We start from the raw sequence: 14,658 nt of genomic DNA on the forward strand, positions 1-14,658 counted from the left end.
CGGAAGTTTCTGACCACTAGGACGCTTGCCTAAACCACGGGTTTCTGATTATCTGCGCAATGACACCGGTGGCGCCACGAGCCTGTCTCGAAATGACACCGGTATCATTACGGTTCGGAACGACGTCGTCGGCCCGTCTCGTTGCGGCTCTTTTGAGCTCGCTCCTGCGCAAACTTCGGGGCGTCGGGTCTGACTCGACGCCCTCACTTTTACGAGGGCGGGTGACGAAGAGGACATTGGGGAAGGAAACAAGGCGGCGCGAACGCGCCTTTGTTTGACGTAGCGGCAGCCACGCAGTGGCGTCCGCGCGCGACGCGGTCTAAACGATCGCCCTGAGCCAATACCGGCGAAATCTTCCCTGCGACGGGTCCCTGAGGGGGCCCGCACGCACGAACGATGCTTTTGGAGGACTATGTGATGGTGAAAGATCGTATGGCGGTTCTGACCGCCATGATGGACCAGGGTGTGATCCCGGTTTTCTATCATCCCGACGCAGAGGTCTGCAAAAAGGTCATCCAGGCCTGCGCCGACGGCGGCGCGCCCTGCATCGAATTCACCAACCGCGGCGACTTCGCCAGCCACGTCTTCTACGAAGTCACCAAGCACTTCGCCACGGCCGACGAGCGCGTGATCATGGGCGTGGGCTCGATCGTCGATGCGCCGACAGCCGGCATCTACATCGCCAACGGCGCCAAGTTCGTGGTCGGCCCGATCCTCAACGCCGACGTCGCCAAGGTCTGCAACCGCCGCAAGATCCCCTATTCGCCGGGCTGCGGTTCGGCCTCGGAAATCTCCTACGCCGAAGAACTGGGCTGCGAGATCGTCAAGGTGTTCCCCGGCTCGTCGGTCGGCGGCCCCGATTTCGTCAAGGCGGTGCTGGGCCCGATGCCCTGGACCCGCATCATGCCGACGGGCGGCGTCGATCCGGACGAAGCCTCGGTCAAGAAGTGGTTCGGCGCGGGCATCGTCGCCGCCGGCATGGGCTCCAAGCTCATCACCCCTGAAATGCTCGACGCCGGCGACTATGCCGGCATCACCGCCAAGGTCCGCGAGACGGTGGACCTCATCAAGAAGGTTCGTGGGAAGGCCTAAATGACCGACAACATCCTCAACATCCGCCCGGCTTCGGAAACGAAGTGGGATTGCGCGTCCTTCGGTGAAGTGATGCTGCGCTTTGACCCCGGCTTCGGCCGGGTTCGCAACGCTCGCCAGTTCAACGTCTGGGAAGGCGGCGGCGAATACAATGTCGCCCGCGCTTTCAAGAAGTGCTGGGGCAAGCGCTCGACCGCCGTCACCGCCCTGCCGGTGAACGATCTGGGCTGGCTGGTTGAGGATCTGATGATGCAGGGCGGTGTCGACACCTCCCACATCATCTGGCGCGACTTTGACGGTCTGGGCCGCAACACCCGCGTCGGCCTGAACTTCACCGAGAAGGGCTTTGGCGTTCGTCCGGCCCTGGGCTGCAGCGACCGGGGTCACTCGGCCGCCTCGCAGATCCGCCCCGGCGAAGTGAATTGGGAAAAGCTGTTCGGCGAGGAAGGCGTGCGCTGGTTCCACACCGGCGGCATCTTCGCGGCCCTGGCCAGCAACACCGCCGAAGCCGTGATCGAAGCGGTCGAAGTGGCTCGCAAGTACGGCACCGTGATCTCCTATGACCTCAACTACCGCGCCAGCCTGTGGAAGTCGCAGGGCGGCAAGGAGGGGGCCCAGAAGGTCAACCGCCACATCGCCCAGTATGTGGACGTGATGATCGGCAACGAAGAAGACTTCACCGCCTGCCTGGGCTTTGAAGTCGAAGGCCTGGACGAGCACATCAGCGCGATCGATCCGGCCAACTTCAAGAAGATGATCGAGACGGCCGTAAAGCAGTTCCCGAACTTCAAGGTCGCCGCCACCACCCTGCGCAACGCCAAGACCGCCTCGGTCAATGACTGGTCGGCGATCCTGTACGCCGGCGGCGAGTTCTATTCGTCGATGATGCGCGAGAACCTCGAGATCTATGACCGCGTCGGCGGCGGCGACGGCTTCGCCTCCGGTCTCGCGTTCGGCTTCATGGAAGGCAAGGGCCCCCAGGCCGCCGTCGAGTACGGCGCGGCTCACGGCGCCCTGGCCATGACCACCCCGGGCGATACCTCGATGGTGCGCCAGGCCGAGGTCGAGGCCGTGATGAAGGGCAAGGGCGCGCGGGTCATCCGCTAGTCCAGGCGCCGCATCCGCGGCGGTCTCGGCTCTTCGGCCGGGATGACAAAATCGACAGAGCCCTCGGCCGCAAGGCCGGGGGCTTTTTCTTTGGCGTAGGGCGGCGTCTCCAGGCCGTTCTTGTCGTATTCGACCTTGATCAGGCCTTCGGGCACGGGATCGCCTTCGTTCAGATAGATAAAGGCGCCGATATTGTCCCTGTAGGTGTTCCTGCTGCGGCGCTCGTACATGTCCGCCAGAGCCGCGAGGCGTTCGATGAGCTTCTTCTTGAGACGCTCCTCTGAATGGGCGCGTTGGTTGCGGGATCGCGTCGGGAGCTTGGGGCCGGGGCGGGGTGTGCGCGGTTTGGGCATTTGATGGGTTCCTTTCGGTTGGCGATAAGAAGGTCGGCGCCTCTCATCTTTCCCCCCTGGGGGAAGACGATCGCCCCCGGGTCGCGCGAAGCGCGCGCCCGAGGACAGGCTCCGCGATCCGTAGGGGGCAGGTCTGGTGGACACGGCTTCGCCGCCTCGCGCTTTCGCTGCGAAGATCGGGGAGGGTGCGAGGCGTCCGGGCGACGCCCGGATGAGAAGTAGAAAATACCGTTTCGACGAAGCTCTGACGCCCCGCGCGATCGTTATCCGTCAGCGTTCCGGCGGGTGGCGCTGTTGACGCCTTACCAGAACTCGCCCGCCCGGTTTCCCGGGAAGGGCGAAGGCGGAGGACACGGAGCCAGACTTGACCAACACGCGCCTTGATCTCCATCCACGCCGACGGCGGGCGGGTCTGGCCAGCAACCAGATCCCCGGACCGGTCGAGTATCCCCCTCGACCCCAGTCCCGCTCGACCACACCCCAGGGCCGCGAAGGTCGCTGGCCGCGCGCCCTCCCCATCGCCCTGAGGTGAAGACAGTATACGGCGGTGCGCATCTCGGGGGACTTGGCGCGCTCCGGGCCAGCGATTTCAGCGGGTTAGGCGCGGGAAGCCGGGAGGATACAAGATCGACGCCGGATGCGGCCTGGATGAAGCCTTGCCCGGTGCGGGGTGCTAGACTGACGGCTTCGAGTTGAAAGACACCGCCCTTGATCGATCAATATGGCTGGTCCGACGCGTTGGCGCGGGACTTTGAACCGCACGCCCGCGCCGGACACGCCCCGGGGCGTGTCATCGTGCAGCGGCGCGGGGCCTATGTGGTGGCCACCGACGAGGGCGAGCTGCGCGCCAAGCCGTCCGGCCGCCTGCTGCACGAGGCCCGCGAGGCCGGCGTCCCGGTGGTGGGCGACTGGGTGGCGCTGACGACCAATCTGGCCGAACGCTCGGCCACCCTTCACGCCATCCTGCCGCGCCGCACCGCCTTCGCACGGCGGGCCGCCGACAGCGTCCAGACCCTGCAGGTGATCGCCGCCAATATCGACGTGGCGTTCGTGGTCACCTCGATGAACGCCGATTTCAATGCGCGTCGGCTCGAGCGCTATCTGGCCGCCGCCTGGCAGAGCGGCGCGAGGCCGGTGGTGCTTTTGACCAAGTCTGACCTCTCCGACGCGCCGCAGGCCCTGGTTGATGACGTCGCCGCCCTGGCGGCGGGCTGCCCGGTGATCGCAGTGTCGTCCCGTGAGGGCGCGGGTCTGGACGCTGTGAGCGCCCAGATCGCGGCAGGAGAAACCTGCGTGCTGATCGGCTCGTCGGGCGTGGGCAAGTCCACCCTGGTCAATGTGCTGCTGGGCGAGGACAGGATGGCCACCCAGGCGATCCGCGAGACCGACGCCCGGGGGCGCCATACCACCAGCCATCGCCAGCTGGTCCTGCTGCCGGGCGGCGGCATGATCCTGGATACGCCCGGCATCCGCGAAGTGGGGCTGATCGACGCCGAGGGGGGACTGGGCGTGGTGTTCGACGACATCGAGCGCCTGGCCGAGCAATGCCGGTTCCGCGACTGCGGCCACGCCAATGAACCCGGCTGCGCGGTGCGCGGCGCGCTGGAGAGCGGCGCGCTCGACCCCGACCGCTGGGCGTCGTTCCAGAAGCTGGGGCTGGAGCTGGCGGCCGTGGAGAGCAAGGCCGTACGCGTTGCCAAGGAGGCCGACCGCCGTCGGCAGCTCTCGCTGCAGAAGGCCTATCGGACGACGAAGAAGGATCTGCGGGGCGGGTGAGGTGGGGCGTCTGACGCAGCATCGCCCCCTCCGTCACGTCGCCTATCGGCGCCACGCCACCTCCCCCGCAAGCGGGGCAGGAGAAGAGCAGCGTCACCCTCCTGCCCCGTAGCGTAGCGTGCGGGGGAGGTGGCGCGCTGCGAATACGCAGCGTGACGGAGGGGGCGTTCGGCGGTTGTGGTTTTCCACGGCCAACCCCAACACAGCTAAGCCCCGGTTCACCGTTCGCTTACCACCCTAGGGAACTGTTCCTAGACACTTCGCGGCCTAGTTTTGCGTCATGTCGGACGTTGAAGCCTTCCTGCAACAGCCTGTCGAGCGGCGCGCCGCGAGCCGCCGGGCCTGTCTGTTGCGTGGCGACCTGGTCACCGGTGGCGGTCGCGCCGAGCCGGTGGCGGTTCTGGACCTGACGGCCTTTGGCGCGCGGGTGGCGATGCGGCGGACCCTGCTGCTGCCCACCCGCATGCTGCTGCGCCTGACCTTGATGGACGGCATGGTGCTGTATGACGCCGACCTGCTGTGGCGGCGCGGCCTGGACGCCGGCCTGGCGCTGTCGGGTCGACGCGAGACCGGCCCGGTCAGCCACTAATCGTCTTCGCCTACAGGACGATTTCGCGACGCTCTGCGGCGCTGCGCTGGGCGGCGTCGATCACCTCCATGACCCGCAAGGCTTCCTCGACCGGCACCGGGCTGGGCGCGCCGCCGGTGATCGCATCGCGGATCCTGGCATAGTAGGTGCGATAGTTGCCGGGCAGGGGCTGCACAGGCGTGCTGACCGGTTCGCCGTCTTCCAGCTGGATCAGGACGCCCAGACGGGGATCGTCGCCATAGCCGGGCGCGCCGGGCCTTAGGCCCGCTTTCAGTTGGTCTTCCTGGGTGTCGAGCCCGCTCTTGATGAAGCTGCCGGCGGTCCCGTGCACGGCCAGGCGCAGATTGGTCGCCTGGGTCATCTGGCTGGCGTGCAGCAGCGCCCGCAGGCGGGGATAGCGCAGCAGCAGGTGGAAATAGTCGCCGGCCACGCCGCCGTCTTTCTGGACGGCGATGTCGGCATAGACCGCCTGCGGCTTGCCAAACAGCACCAGGGCCTGGTCGATCAGGTGGGGGCCCAGGTCCAGCAGCACGCCTGCGCCGGGCTTTTCGCGCCAGCGGTCGCTGACCAGCGGTCGGAAGCGGTCGAAATGGCTTTCGTACTGGACGATCTCACCCAGATGGCCGCGTTCGATCAGGGCCTGCAGGGTCAGGAAGTCGCTGTCCCAGCGGCGGTTCTGGAACACGCTGACCAGGCGGTCGGCGCGCCGGCCGTGGTCGGCGATGGCGCGGGCTTCGTCCAGGGTGACGGAAAAGGGCTTGTCGATCACCACGTGCTTGCCGGCGTCCAGCGCGATGTGGGCCTGGCTGGCGTGCAGGGTGTCGGGCGTAGCGATGACCACCAGATCGATGGCCGGATCGGCCACGGCCCGGACCAGATCGGCATTGACGACCGCGACCTCCGGAAAGTCGGCCCGCACCTTGGCCGCGTCACTGGAGACGATCGTGTGCAGCTCCAGCCCCGGCGTGGCGGCGATCAGCGGCGCATGAAAGGTCTTGCCGGCGAAGCCGTAGCCGACCAGGGCGACCTTGAGCGGGGTGGGGGACATGGCGGCAACTCCTCGAAACCGCTCTGGAAATAGGCTCTGGCTGGGCTGCGGGCCAGAAAAAAGCCCCCGGCGCCAAGGCGACGGGGGCTCCAATCATGTGGAAAGGACGAAGACCTAGATCTTCACCGGCTCCATCTTGGGGGTCAGCAGGTGGACCACCAGCAGGGCGATCAGATAGGCGCTGCCGGCGACGATGAAGATCGGGGTATAGGTGCCGATCTTCTCCAGGACCTGGCCGATGTATTTGGAGAACACCATGCCGCCCACGGCGCCCAGCATGCCGCCGATCCCGACCACAGAACCCACCGCGCCGCGCGGGAAGACATCCGACGGCAGGGTGTAGAGGTTGGCCGAGAAGCCCTGGTGGGCTGCGGTGGCGACGCCGATGATCAGCACGGCCAGCCAGACGCTGTCGGCATAGGACGCGAACATCACCGGCACGGCCAGCAGGGCGCAGATCAGCATGGTGATCTTGCGGGCCTTGTTGATGCTCCAGCCCATGCTCATGAACTTCGACGACATCCAGCCGCCGCCCACGCTGCCGACGTCCGACAGCAGATAGATGGCGATCAGCGGCGGGCCGAAGGTCTTCAGATCCAGGCCATAGCGCTTGCCCAGGAAGTCAGGCAGCCAGAACAGGAACATCCACCAGATCGGGTCGATCAGGAACTTACCCAGGGCATAGGCCCAGGTTTCGCGCTTGGTCAGCAGCTTGACCCAGGGGATTTTCTCGACCGGATCGGCTTCGTCCTGCTCGATATGGGCCAGCTCGGCGGCGCTGATCTTTTTGTGCTGACGCGGCGTGCGATACAGGATCAGCCAGATGGGCAGCCAGATCAGCCCGGCCACGCCGGTGACGATGAAGGCCATCTGCCAGCCCCAGGCCAGCACGATGCCGGGCACCACAAGCGGGGTGACGATCGCGCCGATATTGGTGCCGGCGTTGAAGATGCCGGTGGCGAAGGCGCGTTCCTTCTTGGGGAACCACTCGGCCACGGCCTTGATGCCCCCGGGGAAGCCGCCGGCCTCACCGATGCCCAGGCCCATGCGGGCGAAGATGAAGCCGTTGAGGCCGCGCGCGCCGGCGTGGGCGATGTGGGCGACCTGCCAGATCAGGAAGGCGATGCCGAAGCCCCAGCGGGCCCCGATCTTGTCCATGATCTTGCCCCAGACCAGATAGGCCACGGCGTAGGACAGCTGGAAATAGAAGACGAGGTCGGCATAGTCGCCCTCGCTCCAGCCGAACTCCTTGGAGAGGTCCGACTTCAGAATGCCGATCGTCTGCCGATCGACATAGTTGATGACCATCGCTGCAAACAGCAGGCTGACGATCACCCACCGATACCGACCGATCTTTTCGGAGGGCTCGGGAGCCTTGGGAATGACCATGGATACGTCTTCCTTACCCTGAGTTGTCGTTTTCTTATTTGGCCGGGACGGCGACGCACTCCACCTGTCCCAGCGCGCCGAAGCTAACCCTTGCGGCGTCGCCCGTAACCACGTCGTGGATGCCGGTGCTGGCCCCGGTGGTGACCAGCATGCCGTTCTTCAGCGGCCGGCCGCGCGAGGCGACGTGACCCAGCAGGAAGGCCAAGGCCGCGAGCGGCGAGCCGGGGATTGAAGCCGCCGTGCCCGTGCCGACGACGACGCCGTTGATCGTGGTCTCGACCGCCATGTCTTCCCAGGCGATGTCGCGCCAGTTTTCGAGCACGGGACCCAGGATCTGGCCGTCATTATTGCCGAAGTCCGAGGCCACGATGGGCGGGCCCAGGACATTGATGGTCTTCAGCGGGCTGCCGGCGATCTCGACGCCCAGGATCAGCTCGCCCACATAGTCGGCGGCCTCCTCGGCGGTCCAGTCGGTCTTGCCCTCGGGCGCGTCCTTGCCCAGGCGGACGATGAACTCGGCCTCGACGGCGGTGAAGCCCCCGTCGATGGCGCGGAACGGGGTCGGCGCGTCGGCGGCTTCCCAGAGATTCTTCTTGAAAATGCACCCCGCCAGACGCTCGGCGCCCAGGCGACCCTGATGCTGCGGCGGCACATAGCCGACCTTCCAGCCGACCAGTTCATCGGGCCAGGAATCGATGGCCAGGTCCTGAACGGCGTAGCCGTCGGCCATGGTGACAGGAAGCACGCCGCCCGGATAACCGGGGACGCTGACGCCGGCGAGGCGCGCCTTGACGAATTGGGAAGCTATGGACGCCGGTGCGAACACATCGCTCTCGGCTGCGGAAACGGTCACGCCGCTAGTCCTCCCTACAATAACCCGACAGCCCGCTTTACGGGTCTGGGACGTCTCTAATGGAAACCGGTGTCATTGACAATCATGCCTTGAGACACCGGTGGCAAGATTGCGGTTCACCCTGCCTGCAAGATTTTGCGCACCGGGGGTCAGCGACGCCGGCCGCCGCATGTGGCTCCGCCGCTTGACAGACCACGCGACGGGTATAGCGTCAGGCAGTATTACGGATGTAATGAGCCATGCATATCACCTCGGCCGAAAGTCATGTCATGGAAGCGCTGTGGCGGCGTGAGCCGCTGACGGCCGACGAACTGGTGGCCGAGGTCGGCGCCAGCCAGTCCTGGGGCGAGGCCACGGTCAAGACGCTGATCAACCGGCTGCTGAAGAAGAAGGCCATCAAGTCCGAGCGCGCCGAGGGCAAGCACGGCTATCGGCCCCTGATCGCCCGCAGCGTCTATGTCCAGGCCGAGAGCCAGGGGCTGCTGGACCGCCTGTTCGAAGGCCAGCTGGCCCCGATGATCAGTCACTTCGCCCAGCATCGTGCGCTGAAGGCCGAGGAGATCGCGCGCCTCAAGCGCCTGATCGAGGACCTGGAACATGGCGGCTGAGGTCCTCACCCACCTGGTCTTCTGCAATCTGGCCGCCGGTCTGGCGATCCTGCTGGTCCTGAGCCTGCGCCGTCCGACCCGGGCCCTGTTCGGGGCCGAGGTCGCCTATCTGCTGTGGCTGCTGCCGGTGGCGGCGGGCCTTGCGGCCCTGCTGCCCGCCCGCGCCGCCGAGCCCGGCGCCGCAGTCGCGCGTCACTTCATCCTGCCGGGCGACCACGCCGCGATCCTGGGCGGCGTCTGGCTGGTCGGCGTGTCGCTGGCCCTGGCGCTGCTGGTCTTGAGCCAGTCGCGCTTCATGCAGCGCGCCCGGTCGGGCCAGGCCGGCCCGGCCGTGGTGGGGGTGCTGGTCCCGCGCATGGTGGTGCCGGATGACTATCAGACCCGGTTCACCGAGGCCGAGCGCGGCCTGATCCGGGCGCATGAGCGCGCGCACATCGAACGGCTGGATCCGCGCGTCAATGCGTTGATGGCGCTGATCCAGTGCCTGGGCTGGTTCAATCCCCTGATCCATCTGGCGGTGCGCGAGGCGCGACTGGATCAGGAGCTGGCCTGCGACGCCCGGGTCATGGGGCGGCTGTCGCGCGAGCGCGGCCTCTATGCCCGCACCCTGCTGAAGACCCAGCTGGGCGCCCGCGCCCTGCCGTTGGGCTGCCACTGGCCGGCCGCCGCGCCCCATCCGCTGGAAGAGCGGGTGATCATGCTGACCCGGCCCCAGCCGACCCTGCACCGTTCGGCCCTGGGCGGGGCGCTGGTGATGGTGATGAGCCTGACCGCCGCCGTCGGCGCCTGGTCGGCCCAGCCGGAAGGTCCGCCGAGGCCCGAGGCGGCGCCGGTGATCTGGCCCGAGGCCGTGATCTATGCACGGATGTCCCTGGCCCTCGAACCCTGAGCCCCGGGCCGCGACACGGCGTCATGACCTGACAGGTAATTGTGCGCCTTCGGCCGGTGCTTCTAGGTTGCGTCAGGCAAAACTGGGGAGAGCGCGATGTCAGGCTTCTGGCGCAACTGGTTGACGGTGTGGTGTTGGGGCGTCGGCGTCTTTGGCGCCGTTCTGGTCGGGGGCGGTCTTGAGGCCACCAGTGGGCCAAGCCGTCTGATCTTCGGTATTTTGAACGGCCCGGAGCCGCTGGATCTGAACGCGCAGATGCGTTTCAGCCTGGCGCTCATGGGCGCAGTGACCATCGGCTGGGCCGTGACGATGGCGGTGACCATCCAGGCTGCGATCCTGCTGGGCGAGCGCGCCACCCCCGTCTGGCGCGGACTGGTCGCGGGCGTACTGATCTGGTTCGTGATCGACACCCCGATGTCGATCGCCACCGGCTATGGGATGAACGCCATCCCCAACCTGGTCCTGCTGGTGACGTTCCTGCTGCCGGTCATCCGCAGCGGCGTGCTTCGGACGCCGCAGACCTAGGCGCATCGCCGGAGCGGATTTGCTGAAACGACAGGGTCGACGGGGTCTCCCTCGGGGCAACAGCCGGAGCGGAGGCCTCCGCCAGCGATCTGGGCGGCGGGACCGGCAGGATCTCTTCGGCAGGGGCTGTCAGGGCGCCGACAAAGTCGTCGCGCCAGGCGGTGACGTCCTTGCGCTGGACATTGTCGAACAGGGCCTCCCAGCGGCGCTTGCGCTCGGGCAGGCCCATGGCCAGGGCGCGACTCAGGGCGTCGGAGATTTCCTCCGGACTGTTGGGATTGACGATCAGGGCTTGGGACAGCTGGCGGGCCGCGCCGGCGAAGCGCGACAGGATCAGCACGCCGGGATCTTCGGGGTCCTGGGACGCGACATATTCCTTGGCCACCAGGTTCATGCCGTCACGCAGCGGCGTCACCAGCCCCACCCTGGCGGCGCGATAGATCCCGGCCAGCTCGTCGCGCCGGTAGGACCTGTTCACATAGCGGATCGGCGTGAAGTCCATCTCGGCATAGGCGCCGTTGATCCGGCCGACAAGGCCGTCCAGCCGCGAGCGCAGGTCCTGATAGGCCTCGACCTCGTCGCGCGACAGCGGCGCGATCTGCAGCAGCATGACCTCGCGGCGCATGTCGGGATTGTCGTGCAGGAAGCGCTCGAAGCCGATCAGGCGCTCTTCCAGACCCTTGGAATAGTCCAGGCGGTCGACGCCCACGACCATCTTGCGAAACACGCTGTGGGCCAGCATGCGGTCATAGACCTTGCGGGCGCGCGGGCCCTCGATGATGCGGGCGAAGTCCTCGGCGTCGATGCCGATCGGGAAGGCGGCGGCGCGGGTGGTCTTGCCAAACGCCGTCAGCTCGCCGTTCGCGGCGACCGAGCCGCCGACCTCGGAGGTGACATAGCCTTCGAAGGCGTGACGCGATTCCTCGGTCTGGAACCCGACCAGGTCATAGTCGAACATCGCCTCCACCAGCGGGCGGTGGCGGGGCAGGGTGACCACCAACTGATGGGCCGGCCAGGGAATGTGCAGGAAGAAGCCGATGCGGTTGGTCACGCCCATCCGCCGCAGTTCCCGGGCCATCGGGATCAGGTGATAGTCGTGCACCCAGATCACGTCGTCGGGTTCGATCAGCGGCCGCAGGGTCTCGGCGAAACGCTTGTTGACCCGGTCATAGCCCTCGCCGAACGAGCGGTCATAGGCGGTCAGGTCGACGCGATAGTGGAACAGCGGCCACAGGGTCTTGTTGGCGTAGCCGTTATAATACTCCTGATAGTCGGCTTCCTCCAGATCGACCGTGGCGGTGGTCACGCCGTCGACCCGCTGCATGGCCAGCTGGCCGGTGAAGTGCGGCGTGGTCTTGCCGCTCCAGCCAAACCAGATGCCGGAATATTCGCGCAGGGCCGCGGCCAGGGCCATGGCCAGGCCGCCGACGCTGCCCTCGCCGTCGCCCGTCTCCGGGCTGGGCGGTGGATTGACCCGGTTGGAAACGACGATCAGCCGGCTCATGCGGGCATCAGCGTCGCGACGCCCTCCAGCCAGGCCGAGACGGCGGCGGTGTCCTTTAGCCGGTAGCTGGCGGCGGTCGGGCGCATGTCGCCCACCAGAACGCCATAGCCGCCCAGACGCGCGGCGGCGGCGAAGCCATCCTCGTCGGTCAGGTCATCGCCCACGAAGATCGGGGTCGAGCCCATGAAGGGTTGCTCGCGCAGGAAGGCCGCGACCGACTGGCCCTTGTCCTGGCCCGGAGTGCGCAGTTCGACGACCATGTCGCCTCTCTGCAGCACCAGGCCGGTGTTTCGGGCGATGCGCTCGGCGGTCTCGATCACCGCCTCGCCGGCGGCGGGCGCGTTGCGATAGTGCAGGGCGACGCTGACGCCCTTGTCTTCGAACTGCAGGCCCTTGTCGCAGCGGGCCAGATCGCGGAGCAGCAGGCGGGCGTCCGGGATGCCGCTGTGCGGCGTGGAGGTCACGACATGACCGTCGGCGTCGCGCCGCACCAGGCCGTGAACGGCCGCCACCGGCGTGACGCCGCGCTCGAAGATGCGGTCCAGATCGTCCAGCGCTCGGCCGCTGACCACGGCCACCCGGCCGTTCAGGGTGGCGGTCAGGCGCTTGATCAGCATGGCGCGTCGCCGGTCCGGCCCCACGTGCTCGGGGCGCGGCATGATCGGCGCCAGGGTGCCGTCGAGGTCGAGAAACAGTGCGGCCGAGGCCGGCGGAAACGACGGCGGCGGGGGCAGGTCGTGGAGCTGTTGTCTTGCGCTTGACCCCTGCACGGTCATCACCAGACGCCCCTCTTCAAATCGGTACATGACGAGAGGAACGCTCGAGGCGAAGTTTCGATCCGGCGACGCTCGCTACCGGACGATGGCTGAAAGTTGAATCATCATTTGAATCCGCTCTCCCCGGCGAAAGCCGGGGCCCAGCTTCAGCCTGAGCGTCTGGGGATTGTGCGACTTTGCACCGAGCCAGAACGATTATCTCTCTTGGTTCGATCTGGGCCCCGGCTTTCGCCGGGGAGAGCGGTGGCTTGGGATCTATGGTTCAGCTCAAGACCATCATGCTCTATCGCACCGAAGACCAGGGCCGGCTCAGCAGCATGGCGCAGTTGATCAGGCCGACCAGGGAGTAGGTCTGCGGATAGTTGCCCCACAGCTCGCCGTCCGAAAAGCCGATGTCCTCCGACAGCAGACCGGCGGCGGTGCGGCGGGCCAGCATGTCCTCGAACAGGGCGCGGGCCTCTTCGGCGCGGCCGGCCAGGTGCATGGCCTCGATCAGCCAGAAGGTGCAGATGTTGAAGGCGGTCTTGGGCTCGCCGAAGTCGTCGGGAATGGCGTAGCGCAGCAGGTAGGAGCCCTTGCGCAGGCCGCTTTCGACCGCCGCCACCGTGGCGATGTTGCGCGGGTCATTGGCGCTGATGAAGCGCAGGTCGACCAGCTGCAGCAGGCTGGCGTCCAGCTCGTCGCCGCCGAAGGTCGCCGCGAACCGGCCCAGCTCGGCATTCCAGGCGGCGGCGTCGATGGTGGCGCGCACCATGGCGGCGCGACCGTTCCAGAACCGGGCGCGGTCGGGCAGGCCCAGCTTCTCGGCGGCGTTGCCCAGACGGTCACAGGCGGCCCAGCACATCACCGCCGAATAGGTGTGGACATTGGCCCGGCCCCGGAATTCCCACAGGCTGGCGTCGGGCTTGTCGTGCAGCTGGAAGGCGCGCTCGCCCACCGGCTCCAGGGCCTCGAAATCGGCGACTGTGGCCTGACGCAGCAGGCGCTCGTCGAAGAAGGCCTGGGTGCTGGACAGCACGATCTGGCCATAGACGTCGTGCTGCTGGTGCTCGAAGGCCTGATTGCCGATGCGCACCGGCCCCATGCCGCGATAGCCGGGCAGGTCGGGGGCGAAGCGCTCGGTCAGCTGCGGCTCGAACCCGACCCCGAACAGCGGCTGGATGTGCCCGCCGGCGGCGCGGTCAACGATGTTGCGCAGATAGCCCAGATAGTTCTCCAGGATATCCACCGCGCCCAGGCGGTTGAGGGCCTGGACCACGTAGTAGGCGTCGCGCATCCAGCAGTAGCGGTAGTCCCAGTTGCGGCCGCTGTCGGCGTGTTCGGGGATCGAGGTGGTCAGGGCCGCGACGATGGCGCCGGTCTCCTCGTGGACGCAGAGCTTCAGGGTGATCGCCGCGCGGATCACCGCCGCCTGCCAGTCCAGCGGAATGGCCAGGCCCCGCACCCAGGTCATCCAGTAGGCGGTGGTCTCGCGCAGCATTTTCTCGCAGGTCGAGCCCACCTCGGCGCCGAAGCCTTCGTCGGGACCCAGGAACAGCGCGATCGGCTGCTCGAGCCGGAAGGTGCGCTCTTCGAGGATGTGCGACACTGGACAATCGGTGGTCAGCCGCATCGTCAGGTCGGAACACAGATAGCGGATGTGGTTGGAGCCCGAAGTGAGCTCGGCCAGCCGCGCGCCCCACTGGGCGGTCGGCCGCACCCGCAGGGTGATGCGCGCCGTTCCGGAGACAGGGCGGATCAGGCGGATGAAGGCGGTGGGCCGGAAGATGCGGCCAAACTGCTGGTAGCGGGGGGCGAAATCGATGATCTCGATCTTGGCGCCGTCGGCGTCGGTGATCTCGGTGCGCAGGACAGGGGTGTTGCGCAGATAGGCCTGGGTGGTCGACACCGCCCGGTCGACATCGACATCCCAGACCCCGGTGGCTGCAACGCTCCCGGGATCAACGTCGCTGAGCAGGGCGCTGAACACCGGATCGGAATCGACGCGCGGCGCGCAGGCCCAGACGAACCGTCCGCTGCGGTCGATCAGGGCGCTGACGGCGCAGTTGCCGATGGGAAACAGGTCGAGGGTCTGGGGCGCGGAGTTTTGGGGCACACGGTATCCGGAGTGGGGCGGGACCTGGGGTCGGCCTGACGACACATCGGAAAC

General features: G+C 67.1%; 14 protein-coding genes and 1 pseudogene. 7 read left to right on the forward strand and 8 right to left on the reverse strand.

Annotated features, from left to right (window positions below; all coding sequences use genetic code 11):
• Nucleotides 1–417 precede the first annotated feature (417 nt).
• Together ACN2C7_RS09185 and ACN2C7_RS09190 are read left to right on the forward strand one after the other, a co-directional pair.
• Nucleotides 418–1,092: a bifunctional 4-hydroxy-2-oxoglutarate aldolase/2-dehydro-3-deoxy-phosphogluconate aldolase gene (locus ACN2C7_RS09185; RefSeq protein WP_419321211.1), complete on the forward strand. Its 675-nt coding sequence runs from the start codon at nt 418–420 to the stop codon at nt 1,090–1,092.
• Nucleotides 1,093–2,199: a PfkB family carbohydrate kinase gene (locus ACN2C7_RS09190; RefSeq protein ID WP_419321212.1), complete on the forward strand. Its 1,107-nt coding sequence runs from the start codon at nt 1,093–1,095 to the stop codon at nt 2,197–2,199.
• On the opposite strand, the gene ACN2C7_RS09195 is transcribed toward ACN2C7_RS09190, so the two are convergent.
• Both ACN2C7_RS09195 and ACN2C7_RS09200 read right to left on the reverse strand, forming a co-directional pair.
• Nucleotides 2,196–2,552: a hypothetical protein gene (locus tag ACN2C7_RS09195; RefSeq protein ID WP_419321213.1), complete on the reverse strand. Its 357-nt coding sequence runs from the start codon at nt 2,550–2,552 to the stop codon at nt 2,196–2,198. The genes ACN2C7_RS09190 and ACN2C7_RS09195 overlap by 4 nt on opposite strands.
• 391 nt (nt 2,553–2,943) lie before the next feature.
• Nucleotides 2,944–3,093: pseudogene (locus tag ACN2C7_RS09200) on the reverse strand (hypothetical protein); the annotation flags it as partial.
• 167 nt (nt 3,094–3,260) lie between these two features.
• Between ACN2C7_RS09200 and rsgA the strand changes: the two are divergent.
• Together rsgA and ACN2C7_RS09210 are read left to right on the forward strand one after the other, a co-directional pair.
• Complete coding sequence (rsgA, locus tag ACN2C7_RS09205) at nt 3,261–4,328, forward strand: ribosome small subunit-dependent GTPase A (protein WP_419321214.1); 1,068 nt, start codon at nt 3,261–3,263, stop codon at nt 4,326–4,328.
• A 280-nt stretch (nt 4,329–4,608) separates the two neighbouring features.
• Nucleotides 4,609–4,917: a hypothetical protein gene (locus ACN2C7_RS09210; protein WP_419321215.1), complete on the forward strand. Its 309-nt coding sequence runs from the start codon at nt 4,609–4,611 to the stop codon at nt 4,915–4,917.
• A 10-nt stretch (nt 4,918–4,927) separates the two neighbouring features.
• Here the strand turns inward: ACN2C7_RS09210 and ACN2C7_RS09215 are convergent, their stop codons facing one another.
• From ACN2C7_RS09215 to ACN2C7_RS09225, 3 genes are all read right to left on the reverse strand, one after another.
• Entirely contained in the window at nt 4,928–5,965 is a 1,038-nt protein-coding gene (locus ACN2C7_RS09215) for an oxidoreductase (RefSeq protein WP_419321216.1), read from the reverse strand.
• Between the two features lie 114 nt (nt 5,966–6,079).
• Nucleotides 6,080–7,354, reverse strand: a complete 1,275-nt coding sequence (locus ACN2C7_RS09220) for an MFS transporter (protein ID WP_419321217.1) — start codon at nt 7,352–7,354, stop codon at nt 6,080–6,082.
• Between the two features lie 34 nt (nt 7,355–7,388).
• Nucleotides 7,389–8,207, reverse strand: coding sequence for a 2-keto-4-pentenoate hydratase (locus ACN2C7_RS09225; RefSeq protein ID WP_419321218.1), 819 nt, complete (start codon nt 8,205–8,207; stop codon nt 7,389–7,391).
• A 239-nt stretch (nt 8,208–8,446) separates the two neighbouring features.
• On the opposite strand from ACN2C7_RS09225, the gene ACN2C7_RS09230 reads away from it, so the two are divergent.
• The 3 genes from ACN2C7_RS09230 (at nt 8,447) to ACN2C7_RS09240 (ending at nt 10,229) form a co-directional block, all read left to right on the forward strand.
• On the forward strand, nt 8,447–8,815 hold the full coding sequence (locus ACN2C7_RS09230) for a BlaI/MecI/CopY family transcriptional regulator (RefSeq protein ID WP_419321219.1): 369 nt from the start codon (nt 8,447–8,449) through the stop codon (nt 8,813–8,815).
• Nucleotides 8,805–9,704 (forward strand): M56 family metallopeptidase, encoded by a 900-nt coding sequence (locus ACN2C7_RS09235; RefSeq protein ID WP_419321220.1) that lies wholly within the window; start codon nt 8,805–8,807, stop codon nt 9,702–9,704. The genes ACN2C7_RS09230 and ACN2C7_RS09235 overlap by 11 nt, the downstream gene beginning before the upstream one ends.
• 96 nt (nt 9,705–9,800) lie before the next feature.
• Entirely contained in the window at nt 9,801–10,229 is a 429-nt protein-coding gene (locus ACN2C7_RS09240; protein ID WP_419321222.1) for a hypothetical protein, read from the forward strand.
• Here the strand turns inward: ACN2C7_RS09240 and otsA are convergent.
• The 3 genes from otsA to ACN2C7_RS09255 all read right to left on the reverse strand — a co-directional run bounded on the left by otsA (nt 10,192) and on the right by ACN2C7_RS09255 (nt 14,604).
• Complete coding sequence (gene otsA / locus ACN2C7_RS09245) at nt 10,192–11,733, reverse strand: alpha,alpha-trehalose-phosphate synthase (UDP-forming) (protein ID WP_419321223.1); 1,542 nt, start codon at nt 11,731–11,733, stop codon at nt 10,192–10,194. The genes ACN2C7_RS09240 and otsA overlap by 38 nt on opposite strands.
• Nucleotides 11,730–12,509, reverse strand: a complete 780-nt coding sequence (gene otsB / locus ACN2C7_RS09250) for a trehalose-phosphatase (protein ID WP_419321446.1) — start codon at nt 12,507–12,509, stop codon at nt 11,730–11,732. The genes otsA and otsB overlap by 4 nt, the downstream gene beginning before the upstream one ends.
• A gap of 283 nt (nt 12,510–12,792) precedes the next feature.
• Complete coding sequence (locus ACN2C7_RS09255; RefSeq protein ID WP_419321225.1) at nt 12,793–14,604, reverse strand: glycoside hydrolase family 15 protein; 1,812 nt, start codon at nt 14,602–14,604, stop codon at nt 12,793–12,795.
• Between the last annotated feature and the right edge of the window lie 54 nt (nt 14,605–14,658).

Source organism: Caulobacter sp. ErkDOM-E, assembly GCF_048541895.1.
Lineage (GTDB): Bacteria > Pseudomonadota > Alphaproteobacteria > Caulobacterales > Caulobacteraceae > Caulobacter.